The sequence below is a fragment of the Rhizobium mayense genome, assembly GCF_030272705.1.
In the GTDB taxonomy this organism is placed as follows: Bacteria; Pseudomonadota; Alphaproteobacteria; order Rhizobiales; family Rhizobiaceae; genus Rhizobium; species Rhizobium mayense.
The window spans coordinates 413,223-427,478 of the sequence record NZ_JARFYM010000001.1; the positions used below are offsets into that span (position 1 = coordinate 413,223).

Below are 14,256 nucleotides of genomic sequence, written 5' to 3' on the forward strand. Positions count from 1 at the left end.
CTTGTTTGCAAAGGCGATATCGGCTTGAATGGTGACGCTTGGTTTTCGGGAACCATCCGGCCGCCGTGCGCATTCTATTGTCAATAAAATTTATAGAGTATATTGCTATGCCGTAAGGGCAGGCGCGAATGGCGGCGGCGAGCCACCGCGTAATAGATCGATCTAGAAGGATCTGGCGATGACCACTTATTCTCAAGATCAGTCGCGTGATCTGCCAATCATCGCAATCATCGGCGGCGGCGTCTCGGGAGCGGCGGTTGCCTTTCACCTGCTGCAATATGAACCGCTGCAGCCCGGTCAGCTCTTCGTTTTCGAGCCGCGTGCGAGCCTCGGAAAAGGGCTTGCCTATGACACACAGGATCCAGCGCACCGCATCAATGTGCCGGCGGCGAAGATGAGCCTGCTGCCCGATGATGTCGAGCATTTCCAGCGCTGGCTTCAAGAAGACGATGCGCTGGCGGGTGACGAGACGGCAGTCGCGGCGAACGGCGGCCTGTTTCCGCGGCGCGCGGTTTTTGGTCACTATATCAACAGCATGGTTCAGCCTTTCGTCGAAAGCGGCGCCGTCACCCACATTGCGGAGAGAGCCGAAGATGTCCGGCGTCAGGACGGACGCTGGGTGATCACCGGCGAAGCCGGGCGGCGCCTGAAGGCAGACATCCTCGTCATTGCGACGAGCCATCCGTCGCCGCAGCCGCCGCAGCCGCTGCAAAATGTGCTCGCCGGCCATCCGCGTTTTGTCGCGGACCCGACGCGGCCGGACGCGCTCGACGCTATCCACGTCGACGACAAGGTGCTTGTGGTCGGCAATGGCCTGACCTCCGCAGACGTCATCGCCTCCCTCGATCTGCGCGGTCACAAGGGACCGATCACCGCTATTTCCCGACGCGGTCTGCGCTCGCGCGGGCATGCGCCGGTCAAGCAGGAATTGTTCGGCGATTTCGTCAGTCACCCGTCTCGAACGGCGCTCGACCTTCTGCGGCGCGTGCGTTCCGCCATTCGCGAAGCGGAAGGCGAGGGGTGGACCTGGCATGCGGTTATCGATCAGGTGCGCACGCAGGGAGGGGATTTATGGCGGGCGATGCCGGTCAATGAGCGCCGGCGTCTGGTGCGGCATTTGCGACCCTTCTGGGATGTACACCGCTTCCGCGTTGCGCCACAGGTGGAGGCAGTCAGCGAAGAGGCGATCGGCGCCGGCAGGCTAGAGGTACTCGCGGCATCTGTCGCCTCTGTAGAGGTCAAGGACGGGATGATCGGCTGCACCCTTCACCTCAGTCGTTCCAGCAAGAGCGTCCATCGTCAATTCGATGCCGTAGTGGTGACGACCGGGCCGGGCCATCGCGGCATTCTGAAGTCGCAAAGCTGGATCCGCGGGCTTGCAGACGCAGGCTATCTTGCCATCGATGCCACGGGGCTCGGCCTAGCCTGCAACACGGCATCACTGGCGCTCGGAGCCGACGGTAAGGCGGCGCCATCATTGTTCATTTCGGGACCCCTGGCGCGCGGCACGTTCGGCGAGCTTATGGGTCTGCCGGAGGTGGTCGAGCATGCCGTCTTCGTCGCCGAGCAGGTGGCGTCACTCGTAGCCGGCTACGCCGGGCGCAAGCAGGACGGCCGAAACTCTATGGCAGTGTAGCGTAAAGGCATAAAAAACTGCAAAATCGTTGCTTGGTCGATACATTTGCCTAAATTTACTCATATAAACTATACAATTTGTGAGTTATTGTCTTGTTCGAGTAGGGCGACGGCGCTACTTCCGTGGTCAATGACGAACAGGACCGTCCGGCCGAGTCTCGATCGAACCATGCCGGGTTCCCAACAACAGACCTTGCAGTAAAGCGAACAGCGATGCTCACGAAAAAGGGAAAATACGGGTTGAAAGCGCTGGTGGATTTGGCTCGCCTCGAGCCGGGCCAGACTGCGTTTATCAATGACATTGCGGCACGCAACAATATCCCGAAGAAATTCCTCGATACTATCCTCTTGGAACTGCGCAATGCTGGCGTGCTGCGCTCTAAGAAGGGACCGGGCGGCGGTTATTCGCTGTCGCGTCCCGCCTCGGAGATCCGCATCGGCCATGTCATCCGCACGCTCGACGGCCCGCTAGCGCCGATCCGCTGCGCTAGCCGTACGGCCTATGAAGCCTGTGATGATTGCGCCGATCCGGAGCACTGTCATGTGCGCCGTTCCATGACGGAAGTCCGCGACGCGATCGCGGCCATTCTCGACAACATGACGCTGGAACAGTTCGTCGCCGGCGGCGGATCGGGATTGGAGATCGAGGAACAGGAAGACTATCGGGCGTCGAATATCGGCTGACCCAGAGTTCCCGGACACGCTTATTGTTTTCCGTCTCCAGCTTTCGAGAACCAAAGGTCATTATAGACCGCGGCGGCGGTTTCATCGGGCGAGCGATCCTCGGTGAGCCAAAGCGTCTGGATCGACCAAGCGTCGTCACCGCTTGGTAATTTGCTACATTGGGCCAGATCCGAGGCGCCGACGCAGGGAATGAACCACGCCGGCATCAAAGGCCGTGCTGCATAGCCTGTTTCGGTGCGGGTGATCAGGACAGCAATCCCCGCCCTCTTGTTGGCTTGCCAAGGAAAGATGATACGGCCTCCCTGCCGCAATGCTTTAAGCCACGATATCGGCGGGGCGATGACTCCGGCATTCACGTAGATGAGATCGGCATTCGGCAACGCCTCAGTGGTCGCGTCGCCCTGTACGAGGGAAATCCCCTCGAATGGCTCCAGATTTGCGCGCGCGCGGCTGACCAAATCTTCTTCAATTTCGAATGCATGAACATGGCCGTTTGGCAGCACCAGCATGGAGAGGAGTGCGGTATAGTATCCTGTACCCGCTCCTATATGGACGACAGTGTCGCCGGACTTGGGAGCGGCAATGCCGATCCAGGCCGCGTGCAGGAACGGTTCGCCATTATTAATGCCTTTTGTTCTGTCCAAAGCGATGCGCGCATTCTGATAAAGAATGGAAGGATCGGCGCTGGGCGTTTCAACATATCGTCGATTGACCTTTATCTGCCAGGGGCCAGGACCCAGGAACGCTTCGCGCGGTACAAGCTCGAAAATCCGCTCAAGCCTTTCATCGGGGGAATTGCTGGCGGCAGCCATCATTTTCGCGTGAAAAGCTCGTATCTCTTCCAAACTGGCGCGGCGATCTACAGTCACGGCCTCTCTCCACCTTCCTGCTACAAAATTTGTTAGAGCGTCCAGTTCTTCGGCGGCGTCACGCCGTTCAGGTAGTAATTGCCGACGATGTGATACTTCCAGCGTACCGGGTCGTGCAGCGTGTGGGTGCGGGCGTTGCGCCAATGGCGATCGAGATTGAGGCCGATGCGCGTTGAGGAGGTGCCGGCGAGCTCGAACAGCGTGTTCGAGGCTTCGATGGCTATTTCCGTCGTCAAGGTCTTCGCGGCCGCCACCGCAATCGTGGCCTCGATCACATGGTCTTCCGTCGGGTTGACCTGGGCAACGTCGATCTTCTTGCCGGCGCGTTCGAGCATTGCGGCGGCGGCTTCGATGCGGACGGCGATCTGGCCGATCCTTGCGATGGTCAGAGGGTCATCGGCCGCGCGCTCGACACCGCTGTCCATCCAGGGGCGGGCATTGGTCTTCACAAACTCCACGGTCGCGGAGAAAGCGGCTCGGGCAATGCCGAGATCGATGGCGGCATGGATAATTTGTCCGACCGAGCCGATGGTCGTCGCTCGCTCGAAGCCTTTGTGATGCGATACGACAGCGTCGGCGTTGACGTAGACATTATGCAGGATGGTCGTACCGCTGCCGGATGTGCGCTGACCGAAACCGTCCCAGTCATCGATGACCTGGATGCCTTCTGTGCCGCGTGGGACAAGGGACATGGTGAGTTCGTCCCGCGCGTTGAGCGCAAATATTGCGATCCAGTCGGAGAAAAGCACGCCGGTCGAATAGAATTTGCGGCCATTGATGCGATGGCCAAGTCCGTCCGGCGTCAAGCGGGTATTGTATTGACCCGCTGTCTTGGTGCCGACCTCGGAGAATGCATTGCCGAAACGGTCGCCGGCCAGTGCCCTGGTGAAGAAGAAATTCTTCTGTTCTTCGCTGCCATCGATGCGCATTGCTTCGAGAATGTAGAAATGGTTCTGCGGAATCTGGGCGATCGAAGGGTCCGCTTCAGCCAGGATTGCGACGATTTCGGCGAGAACGGAATTGGAGATATCGAGGCCGTCATATTCGGCTGGCACTGTGATGCCAAGCAGTCCGGATTGCGACAGGGCTTCCAGTTCTTCATAGGGCAGCACGCGGTTGATATCGCGGTCGCTCGCCTGCTGAGAAAACTGCGCGGCCAGAGATCGCGCAATCTCCAGCGCTTCCTCGTCGCTTTGAATGCGGTATGCGAGCGGCCTGGTTCGCTCATGCAACTGTGAAACAGTTCCCATCCATCACTCCATCAGCCGATGGCATATCAGTGACTTAGCTGTATGAAACTGATAAGCGCGCAATTTCTATAGATGTACTATACATTAGATATTCTTTGCTTATCCAGATTTCGGTATCGGCCATAATAGGCGGTGAATGGAAAAATTGTAAGCGTGCGGCTCGCTGCAGCCATCGCTTGCCATCCAGGAGAGCGCCATGGTCGCGACACTGATCCTTCCCGGTTTGAACGGCTCCGCCGAGGGCCATTGGCAGCGCCATTGGGCGCGCGACCACGCCTCTGCCGCGATCGTCGGCCAGGCTTCCTGGTCGCGACCGGTGCTGCGGCATTGGCTGACGGCGTTGGAAAGCGAGTTGGAGCTGATAGGAGAGGCTTGGCTTGTCACGCACAGTCTCGGATGCCTGCTTGCCGCGAACCTCGCAAATCGTCCTGTTGCACGGCATGTGAAGGGCGCTTTTCTCGTCGCGCCCTGCGATCTCGGACGAACGGAGAGATTGCATCCCGGCGCTATCGATTTCGGCGCTATGCCCACAAGCACCCTGCCATTTCCGAGCCTTGTCGTCGGCAGCCGCGACGATCCTTATATGGATTCCACAGAAATTTGCCAGCATGCGGCACGATGGGGCAGCGAACTTCATGATCTCGGCCATGCCGGCCACATCAACATCGCCAGCGGTTTCGGCCATTGGGAGCAGGGCTACCAATTGTTTTCAACGTTCGCCAAGAGGGTCGAAAATCAGGAGCCGGGGCCGGTGAGACCGCAGCTGCACAACATCTCGTGCGCTGCGATGTCGTAGGGACAAACTGCCATCAAAACGCCGGTCGCAAGAAAGCGCTTGCTACGGGCGCATTTTCGCGCTTTCATATACGACTAAATAAGTAGACAATAGTAATAATGACATTCCTCGGCCGTGTGGGATCGAGGCGTGCAGGTTGACGAAGGTAACGGGCTTCCTAGCTTGACGGGGAAGCCGCCCAGAGCATTCCGTTTTCAGGTGGAACATCGAAACGAAGAGGATCTCTGGGTTCAAGAAAACAGAGCGGCCCTATGCGTTTATTTTATGCGCGGCCCTCTAGCGGCCAGGCGTTAAGTGGCCGCGCAAAGTATCAGTATCCCTTAGAAAAACATGATCGACCACCTCTTGCCCCAGGAGTTGATATGACGGTTCAGGGACTTTTTTCGGCCAAGGGCACCGCCTCGGCACAGGCCTATGTGATGCCGCGCATCGCTGTCATCGGCCGCGGCTTTTCTGGCATGATGATGGCGATCGCCTTGATGAAGACGGTGCGGACGCCTTTTCACCTGCAGCTTTTCGATCCCAATTCCAGCGTCAGCGGCGGTCAGGCCTTGGCTTCTGGCCGCAGCAGCGAAATCCTGAACAGCCGTGTCCGCGATCTCTCGGTTTCCGCTGGCGATCCCGACGATTTCAATGATTGGCTCTGCAGCAATGCGACGTTCCGCAGCGCGGTGCCGGCCGCAATACCGGGCTTCCTGCAGATTTTCGTGCCGAAGAGCATTTTCAGCGATTATGTCTATCAACGCTTTTCCGAGGCATTGTCCTCGCGGCGGGATATTACGGTGCAAGTCAGTGCAGAGACGGTGATCGGCCTTCGCCGCAGCCATGGCGACCGCGTTCTGGTTGAGAGCGCTGGCGCTTCCAATCCGTTGTTCGACACCGTGATCCTGGCGACCGGTTACGGCATGTCCGATCGCGCGCCACATAGCGGTGAACCCGTGGCGACGCCGACGGCTGTTCGTGCTCGCCGTCTAGTGTCGCGCCCGCATACGGTATTGCTCGGCAGCGGTCTCCGCGTGGTCGACCGACTGCTGCAGATGCGCGACAATGGTTATGGCGGCCAGATCACCATCGTCTCGAAACACGGCTTTCTGCCGCAAAGCCATACCCGCAGCAATGCCGACCCGGTCTTTCCCGCGGAGGCAATGCCCGGCAGTCTCAGCGAGATCGTACGTTTTATCCGGCGGGCTTGCGAGAATGCCGAGGCGAACGAGCAAAGCTGGCAATCCGTCATGAACGGCCTGCGCAAACATGCGCGCTCGCTCTGGCGCTCGCTGCCGGCGGGACAGAAGCAGCAATTCAACCGCCATCTGCGTGCGCTTTACGACAGCCACCGCAATCGCCTGCCGGAAGCGCTGCATGTACGGCTGAAACAGGAGCTGGCGGAAGGCAATACGCTGCTGCGCCGCGGGCAATTCCTGCGGCGCACGCCGACCGGATTGACGCTGAAGCCCACTGGTCAGCAGGGCGCGGAGCAGATCTATGCCGATGAAGTGATCGACTGTCGCTGCCAGGAGCCTGATCTCGACACGCCATTGATGCGGAGCCTGATCGGCGCGGGCCTCGCTATGCCGGACGAACTCGGCCTTGGCCTAGCTGTGGAAGCGACGGGTGCGCTATCTGTGGATGGCCGCACGACCGAGGGGCTTTTTGCCATCGGCCCGCTGGGACTCGGGAGCCTGCCGGATATCGATCTCGTGCCGGAGATCGTCACGCAGGCCTATACCGCCGCCGAAGGCGTAGCAACGCGATTTTATCCGCAGTGCAAAGCGGTCTGACGAGAGCTGTGGTGCTCGTCAAGAGGCGAGATAGGGCTTCGAATTCACCTGTAATCGCGATTTCCTGTCCGCAGCTAAATCTGATTTTTTCGTTGAAATACGTAACGTAATAACATAACAATCTAGCTGTTGGTTGTTGCCAGTTGAGGCTCGGGGACAAGTGCGGACATTGATGACACCGCCATTGCCCGTTTCGATTTTCTGTGAGATGAACGATGCCGATGGTGCTGCCGCCGGAATCATCCGGTGGGCGGCTGAAAAGGGAACACGGTGCGGATTACCCATCAGGGGCCAAAACCGTGGCTGCCCCCGCAACTGTAAGCGGAGAGCGCGTTCGCGACATGCCACTGGCTTGATGCCGGGAAGGTGCGAACGGGCTGTGACCCGCGAGCCAGGAGACCTGCCATCGATAACGTCAACCGCAACGGACGGGGTGTTCCGATGGAAATTCAGTGGTTGGGCAAGGGCGCGTTTGCGTCCGCAGGCCCTATATTGACTTTGCCTCCGGCGAGATCTCCGGGAGGCATTTCATGGACAAGGCAAAAGAGCAGACGCATCGGATCACCGTATGCACGGATTGCCGCCACACCGGGGCGCCGTGCCGTCCCGGTCTCGAATTGCTGAAACATCTGCAGGCCGCCATCGCCCGCGCTGGCGCGGCACTTTCAGACGATTTCAGTTTGCAAGGCAGCGTCTGCATGGCCGGCTGCGAGCGGCCATGCACGGTCGCTTTCCAGGCGACCGCGAAAGCGACCTACCTCTTCGGCGACATCGGGGGCGAAGCCGACATCGGCGCGCTCGTCTCCCTTGCTGAGCTTTATCGTGATCGTCCCGATGGCATGACGCGGGAAGGCGAACGTCCGAGAGCGCTTAGCGGCAAGACTTTGGCCCGCATTCCGGCAGCCATCGTTTCGGCCGAACGCCAAGCAACGCTTTTGCACTAGGGGGCGGATCATGCTGGAAAAATGCTTGCGACTGGAAGCCGACGGCGTCAGTTGGGGACCGCATAAGGGCAAGCCGATCATCCGAGACATCAGCTTGTCTGTGAAAGCCGGCGATCGGCTGGCCATTATCGGCCCAAATGGGGCGGGCAAATCGACCTTGCTGCGATGCCTCTATCGGGGTGTCCGGCCGCAACGGGGTATGGTGCGTCTCGACGGCATCGATCTCTGGTCGATCGGCCCGCGAGAGGCGGCGCAACGTATCGCCGTCGTCCTGCAGGAGACCCCGGGCGATTTTCCCTTCAGCGTCCGTGATGTAGTGATGATGGGCCGCATTCCCCATCGCAAGGGGATGGCGCGTTGGAGCGAGGAGGATCATGCGGCAACTGCGGCAACACTAGTCCGCCTGGAGCTCAAGCATCTGGCGCTCCGGCAATTCGCGTCGCTTTCCGGCGGCGAGAAACAGCGGGTGTTGGTCGCCCGAGCATTGGCGCAGGAACCCGAGCTGATCATCCTCGACGAGCCGACCAATCACCTCGATATCCGTCATCAGCTGGAGATATTGGAGTTGTTGAAAGGCCTCGGCCGGACGATCATCACCACCTTGCATGACATCAATCTTGCGGCCGATTTCGCGACGCATGTCGCGGTGCTCGATTCCGGCCGCCTGACCGGCCATGGCCTGCCAACGGAAGTTCTGACCCCCGAGCGTATCTCATCCGCATTCCGTGTCGAGGCCAGCCGCCAGGCCGCGGGCGACACATCCCATCGTTTTACTTTTTCTCTTCGATAATTTGGAGCCATTCATGTCTTTCCGTATGTCATTGTCCGCTACTGCCTTGTTATTCGGCGCGCTCGTTGCCGGTGCCGCTTTGGCCGAACCCGTTACCGTGCGCAGCTGCAATCGCGACGTGACCTTCGACAAGGTGCCGGAGCGCGCCGTCTCCAACGACGTCAACCTCACTGAAATGATGCTGGCGCTGAAGCTAAGGGATCGCATGGTCGGATATACCGGCGTTTCCGGCTGGAAGACGCTGGATGAGAAGCTGCGGGACGGCATCAAGGAAATGCCGGAACTGTCGCCGAAATATCCGAACAAGGAGGTGCTGCTCGGCGCCAATGCCGACTTTTATTTTGCCGGCTGGAATTACGGCATGAAAGTGGGCGGCGAAGTGACGCCGGAGACTTTGGCGCCGTTTGGCATCAAGGTTTATGAGCTCACCGAATCCTGCATCTTCGTCATGCAGAAGAACAAGCCCACAATGGACGACATGTTCGTCGACCTGCTGAACCTTGGCAGGATTTTCCGTGTCGAGGATAGGGCTGAGGCTTTGGTTGCCGGCTATCGCAAGCAACTCGGCGATATCCAGTCGAAGATCAGCCATGTCGACCGTCCGACCCGCGTCTTCGTTTATGATTCCGGTGAGGAAAAGCCCTTCACCTCCGGCCGCTATGGCATCCCGACGGCAATGATCGAAGCGGCCGGCGGCACCAATGTCATGGACGATGTCGAAAAGAGCTGGACGGAGGTCTCCTGGGAGCCGGTGATCGAGAAGAACCCGGAAGTCATTGTCATCGTTGACTACGGCGAAGTCACCGCCGCCCAGAAGACCGCATTTCTGAAGAACAATCCGGCCTTCAAGAATATCGACGCGGTGAAAAACGACCGCTTCGTCGTGCTTCCCTATGTCGAGGCCACGCCGGGACCGCGCAACATCGAGGCCATCGCTACTCTGGCGAAGGCATTCCACCCGGAAGCGATGTAACAAATGACAATGCCGATCCGTCCAGTCGATCATTGGACGGATTGCTTCGTGGATTTTCGCATGCGCCTTGGCCTTTCCATTCTGATCCTTCTTCTTGCTGCCTTCTTCGCCATATCGATCACAGCCGGCGTTTCCTTCGGCGCGGCGCCTATCCCGTTTGCGACTGTCTGGTCGATCGTCGGCAACAAGCTGCATGCCGGCTTGTTGCCAGTCACTTGGTCCAGCGGACAGGAAAGCATCGTTTGGGACGTGCGTTTCCCACGCGTCATTCTGGCGTTGCTGGTGGGGGCGGGGCTTGCGGTCACCGGCGCGGTCCTTCAGGCGCTTACCCGAAATCTGCTGGCCGATCCGCATCTCCTCGGCGTTTCCTCAGGTGCCGCTTTCGGCGCGATCCTGGCGCTGCTGCACACGGGGCTCGTCCTGGGGCTGTTGACCGTGCCGTTATCCTCCTTCGCCGGCGCGCTGCTCGCCACGGCCGCCGTGGCACTGGTGACCAAGCTGATGGGCTCACGTTCAGCCGACCGGCTGGTGCTGTCGGGTGTCGCCGTCGCTTTTGTCTTTACCGCGCTCGGCAATCTCCTGATTTTTCTCGGCGACCCCAGGGCGGCAAATACCGTCGTCTTCTGGATGCTCGGCGGTCTGGGACTGGCGCAGTGGCAGCATCTGATCTATCCGGCCGGCGTGCTCTTCGCCTGCCTTTCCGTGCTGATGCTGAAATCACGGGAGCTGAACGCGCTTGCCATGGGTGACGAGACGGCAGCGACGCTTGGCATTGCCGTAACGCAATTTCGTTTCCTGCTGTTCGTTGTCACGGCGCTGCTGACGGGTGTCATGGTCGCCTTTTCGGGAGCAATCGGTTTTGTTGGACTGATGGTGCCGCATTTCGTCCGGCTGTTTGTTGGGGGCGACAACGTGCGTGTCGTGCCGCTGAGCGCCGCCTTCGGAGCGCTGACATTGATCTGGGCCGATATCGCCGCGCGATTGATCATGGCCCCGGAGGACATGCCGATCGGCATCGTCACCGGCCTGGTCGGGGGCATCGCTTTCATTCTGATTTTGCGAAAAAGCTGAGCAACGGATGGTCTTTACCATTGCCGTCAGCGGCTGACGGGCCTATCTCCGGACGGACATCCGGGAGGGAAGGAATGGCCGCAGATCCGATTGTTTGTACGCCTGAAGAGGTGTTGAGCTTCTGGTTCGAGGAGTGCACGAACGAGGATTGGTTCCGCTCGACCGTTGCTCTGGACGAAGAGATGTGCCGTCGGTTTCGCGACACGCATCTGGCATTGGCCGCGGGGGTGCCCGATCATTGGCGGACAACGCCCGAAAGGCGGCTGGCGGCGATTATCGTGCTCGACCAGTTCGCCCGTAACATCTATCGCGGCACGCCGCTTGCTTTTGCGACAGATGGTTTGGCGCTGCAGGAAGCGAAAAAGGCTCTAGAGGTTGATGCGGATCGCGGATTGCCGGCGCAATGGCGGATATTCTTGTACCTGCCGTTCGAGCATGCGGAAGACATTGTCGAACAAGATCGGGCCGTCGCTCTTTTCAGCGCGCTCGGTCTCGAAGAACAGATCGACTATGCGCTCCGGCATCGTGCCGTTATTGCTGCTTATGGCCGCTTTCCGCATCGCAACGCTATCCTTGGGCGTGTTTCGACGGAGGCTGAGAAAGATTACCTTGCCAAACCCGGAGCAGGATTCTGAGGGAATAAAGGTGTAAATGCCTTTGTGTCGCCTTTCTTTGCATTACAAGGCGTACGCGTAGGGAATGTGAAATTCGCAATCACAGTATGGGAAGACCCTGTTCTTCCATTTTTTCGTGCGGCGAATCCGTTTAATCAGCCGCCGGCGACTTTATCTGCGACGAGGAGCTTTGCTTGCGCCTGCTGAAACACCGTCTCCGTTTTTTGCCCGTGCTGCTTTTGGGATTGAGCGCCGCCGTGGCGACTGGCCCTTTGGCGGGCGGGCACGCCTTTGCGCAGAATCAGCAGGCGGCGCAACCCGCTCAGCAAACGCAACAACAGCCTTCCGGTCAGTCGCCGCAGTCGCCGCAGCTTGCCAACGGTTTGCTAGACGCCGCCGTTGCCGACCTCAACCAGGCCAAGAAGGACTTTGCCTCGATCGAGGCGGAAGCCAAGGAACAAGGAGCTGACGACAGCGCACTGGTGGCGCTTTCCGGTCGGGTGGATGAGCTCAGCCGTTCCGTAGCGGCGATTTCGACACGACTGAAGCCGCGCTCCACAGAGATCGATGCGCGCCTAACGCAACTCGGCCCGCCGCCCAAGGATGGCCAGCCGCCGGAAGCGGCGATCGTCACGCAAGAACGTGACCGTCTCAACGCGGAACGTTCGCAAATCAGCGCCGTCAACGTCGATTCCGACAATCTGGTTGCCGCGGCCAACCGGGTCGCGATGCAGCTCATCGAGGTCCGTCGCAAACTGTTTGCCGAGACGCTGTTCAAGCGTACGGGGATCTCTGCCGGCACGTTCGAGGATGCGGGCGCCGCACTCGGTAACGAGAGCGTAGAGTTCCGCGATGCCGTGACAAGCTGGATCGGCTTCGTTGTCAAGGCCAAACTTGGTTCGCTCCTGGCCGCTCTCTTCCTTTCGCTTGGCGCGGCGTTTCTGTTCCTTTCTGGGGGCTACCGGCTGTTCGGCAGGTACTATCTGCGGGACGAGAACATCGAAAATCCGCCTTATATCAGCCGCCTCTCGGTCGCCTTCTGGTCGACGCTGATCCGCACGCTGTCGCTGGTCGCATTTCTCGTTACGTCCTTTTTCTTCCTTTCGAATTTCAACGTGCTGCGGCCGGATATCGCGCCGATACTGGCAGCTCTCTTCGGCTTCATCGGACTGGTCTATTTCGTCGGTCGCCTAACCAATGCCGTTTTCGCGCCCTTCAGGCCGCATTGGCGGCTCGTCAAGCTGTCCAACAAGGGAGCCCGCTCTCTCACCTGGTGCATGCAGGCCATGGCTGTCGTCAATGGTCTTGATTACGTCTTCGACCGCATCAGCGAATCCATGGGTTCTCCGGTTGTCGTCACGGTGGCTAAGAGCTTCTTTGCGGCCCTGCTGATCGGGCTGATCCTGATTGCTGCCTCCTTCGGAACGCCGATCCTCGCAAAGAACGGCGATCCCGATGCTCCCGGTCGTCACTGGCCGCATGGTATGGCGATCATTCTGCGGGTCCTCGGCATATTGCTGATCTTCACGGCTTTTATCGGCTATGTCGGCCTGGCGCGTTTCATCGCAACGCAGTTGATCGTCACCAGCGCTGTTCTGGTGACCATGTATCTCGGCTTCCAGCTCGGCAAGTCGGTATCGCGGCAAGGCGTTTTTGCCGAGACCGCTATCGGGCGTTTCCTCGAAAACCGCTTCGAGCTCGGTGACGTCGCGCTCGATCAGGCTGGTCTTGGCGCAGGCCTCGCGACCTACGCGGTCGCACTTTTGACCGGGATTCCGCTGATCCTGCTGTCCTGGGGATTCCATATTCAGGATCTGGAACTGCTTGCCTATCGGCTGTTCACCGAGATCCGCATCGGCAATATGTCGATTTCGCTGGTCGGCATCTTCGCGGGCGTCCTGCTCTTTGCCGGCGGCTATTTGGTGACGCGCTGGTTCCAGCGCTGGCTGGACAGCAATGTCATGGCGCGCGGTCAGGTGGACTTGGGTGTCCGCAACTCGGTCAAGACCGGCATCGGCTATCTCGGCGTCGCCGTGGCGGCGATCATCTCCATTTCAGCGGCCGGCATCGACCTGTCCAGCCTGGCACTCGTTGCCAGCGCGCTCTCGGTCGGTATCGGTTTCGGTCTGCAAAATATCGTGTCGAACTTCGTCTCGGGCCTGATCCTTCTGGTCGAGCGACCCTTCAAGGTCGGTGACTGGATCGTCTCGGGTACCTCTGAAGGCATTGTCAAGCGCATCTCGGTGCGCGCGACTGAGATCGAAACCTTCCGCAAGCAGTCGATCATCGTGCCGAATTCCGAGCTGATCAACGGCTCGGTCGGCAACTGGACGCACCGCAACCGGCTGGCCCGCTCTGAAATCCCTGTTTCCGTCAGTTTCGATTCCGATCCGCAGAAGGTGATGGACATTCTGCTGGAGCTAGTACGCGGCATCCCGAAGGTGCTCAGAAATCCGGAGCCGCATGTCGAATTCCTGCGTATCGGTCCGTCCGCGCTCGATTTCGAGATGCGGTTCTATCTCTCCGATCTTTCCGACGGCATGGAGATCCGCAACAATCTGCGCATCGATATCCTGAAGCGTTTTCGCGAGGAGGGGATTTCCATTCCCTATCCTCATCAGGAACTGCACATCGTTCGCGACAGCAGGCGCGGCAGGCAGACCGATCTGTTGGCAAGCACCAATCTCGCTGACTCGGCGGATGGACCGGAGGTCGGAAGCGAAACTGTCGTGCCCGACATCGCTCCGGTCGAAGAAGAATTGCCGCAGGGGGCCAAGAGCATTGGCCGTCGTCGCGGAAGGGCGTCTGCCCAGTGACGTGATCGCGACAATTCGATAGCGCTGGAGCGGGCG

The 14,256-nt window shown here is 59.5% G+C and carries 12 protein-coding genes and 1 riboswitch; of the genes, 10 read left to right on the forward strand and 2 right to left on the reverse strand.

Annotated features, from left to right (window positions below; genetic code table 11):
- Positions 1 to 178 precede the first annotated feature (178 nt).
- Together PY649_RS02030 and PY649_RS02035 are read left to right on the forward strand one after the other, a co-directional pair.
- Positions 179 to 1,636, forward strand: coding sequence for an FAD/NAD(P)-binding protein (locus PY649_RS02030; protein WP_285866410.1), 1,458 nt, complete (start codon positions 179 to 181; stop codon positions 1,634 to 1,636).
- Positions 1,637 to 1,848: 212 nt separating this feature from the next.
- The gene (locus PY649_RS02035; RefSeq protein ID WP_285866411.1) at positions 1,849 to 2,319 is read left to right on the forward strand and encodes an RrF2 family transcriptional regulator; all 471 of its coding nucleotides are present in this window, start codon (positions 1,849 to 1,851) and stop codon (positions 2,317 to 2,319) included.
- Positions 2,320 to 2,339: 20 nt separating this feature from the next.
- Here the strand turns inward: PY649_RS02035 and PY649_RS02040 are convergent, their stop codons facing one another.
- Together PY649_RS02040 and PY649_RS02045 are read right to left on the reverse strand one after the other, a co-directional pair.
- Positions 2,340 to 3,188 carry a protein-L-isoaspartate O-methyltransferase family protein gene (locus PY649_RS02040; RefSeq protein ID WP_285866412.1) on the reverse strand — a complete coding sequence of 283 codons (849 nt, stop codon included), beginning with the start codon at positions 3,186 to 3,188 and terminating at the stop codon, positions 2,340 to 2,342.
- Between the two features lie 32 nt (positions 3,189 to 3,220).
- Positions 3,221 to 4,438, reverse strand: coding sequence for an SfnB family sulfur acquisition oxidoreductase (locus tag PY649_RS02045; RefSeq protein ID WP_285866413.1), 1,218 nt, complete (start codon positions 4,436 to 4,438; stop codon positions 3,221 to 3,223).
- Positions 4,439 to 4,634: 196 nt separating this feature from the next.
- Here PY649_RS02045 and PY649_RS02050 point away from each other — a divergent pair, with 196 nt between their 5' ends.
- The 8 genes from PY649_RS02050 (at position 4,635) to PY649_RS02085 (ending at position 14,220) form a co-directional block, all read left to right on the forward strand.
- Positions 4,635 to 5,234: an RBBP9/YdeN family alpha/beta hydrolase gene (locus PY649_RS02050; protein WP_285866414.1), complete on the forward strand. Its 600-nt coding sequence runs from the start codon at positions 4,635 to 4,637 to the stop codon at positions 5,232 to 5,234.
- Between the two features lie 362 nt (positions 5,235 to 5,596).
- Positions 5,597 to 7,012, forward strand: coding sequence for an FAD/NAD(P)-binding protein (locus PY649_RS02055; protein WP_285866415.1), 1,416 nt, complete (start codon positions 5,597 to 5,599; stop codon positions 7,010 to 7,012).
- A 205-nt stretch (positions 7,013 to 7,217) separates the two neighbouring features.
- Positions 7,218 to 7,434: riboswitch (cobalamin riboswitch) on the forward strand.
- A 108-nt stretch (positions 7,435 to 7,542) separates the two neighbouring features.
- A complete protein-coding gene (locus PY649_RS02060; protein ID WP_285866417.1) occupies positions 7,543 to 7,956 on the forward strand; it encodes a DUF1636 family protein in 414 nt (137 codons plus the stop codon).
- 10 nt (positions 7,957 to 7,966) lie between these two features.
- Complete coding sequence (locus PY649_RS02065; RefSeq protein WP_285866418.1) at positions 7,967 to 8,746, forward strand: ABC transporter ATP-binding protein; 780 nt, start codon at positions 7,967 to 7,969, stop codon at positions 8,744 to 8,746.
- Positions 8,747 to 8,759: 13 nt separating this feature from the next.
- Positions 8,760 to 9,719 (forward strand): ABC transporter substrate-binding protein, encoded by a 960-nt coding sequence (locus PY649_RS02070; RefSeq protein WP_285866420.1) that lies wholly within the window; start codon positions 8,760 to 8,762, stop codon positions 9,717 to 9,719.
- Positions 9,720 to 9,779: 60 nt separating this feature from the next.
- Entirely contained in the window at positions 9,780 to 10,790 is a 1,011-nt protein-coding gene (locus PY649_RS02075) for a FecCD family ABC transporter permease (RefSeq protein ID WP_285866570.1), read from the forward strand.
- Positions 10,791 to 10,864: 74 nt separating this feature from the next.
- Entirely contained in the window at positions 10,865 to 11,425 is a 561-nt protein-coding gene (locus tag PY649_RS02080) for a DUF924 family protein (RefSeq protein WP_285866421.1), read from the forward strand.
- Positions 11,426 to 11,598: 173 nt separating this feature from the next.
- On the forward strand, positions 11,599 to 14,220 hold the full coding sequence (locus tag PY649_RS02085; RefSeq protein ID WP_285866422.1) for a mechanosensitive ion channel family protein: 2,622 nt from the start codon (positions 11,599 to 11,601) through the stop codon (positions 14,218 to 14,220).
- Positions 14,221 to 14,256: the final 36 nt, after the last annotated feature.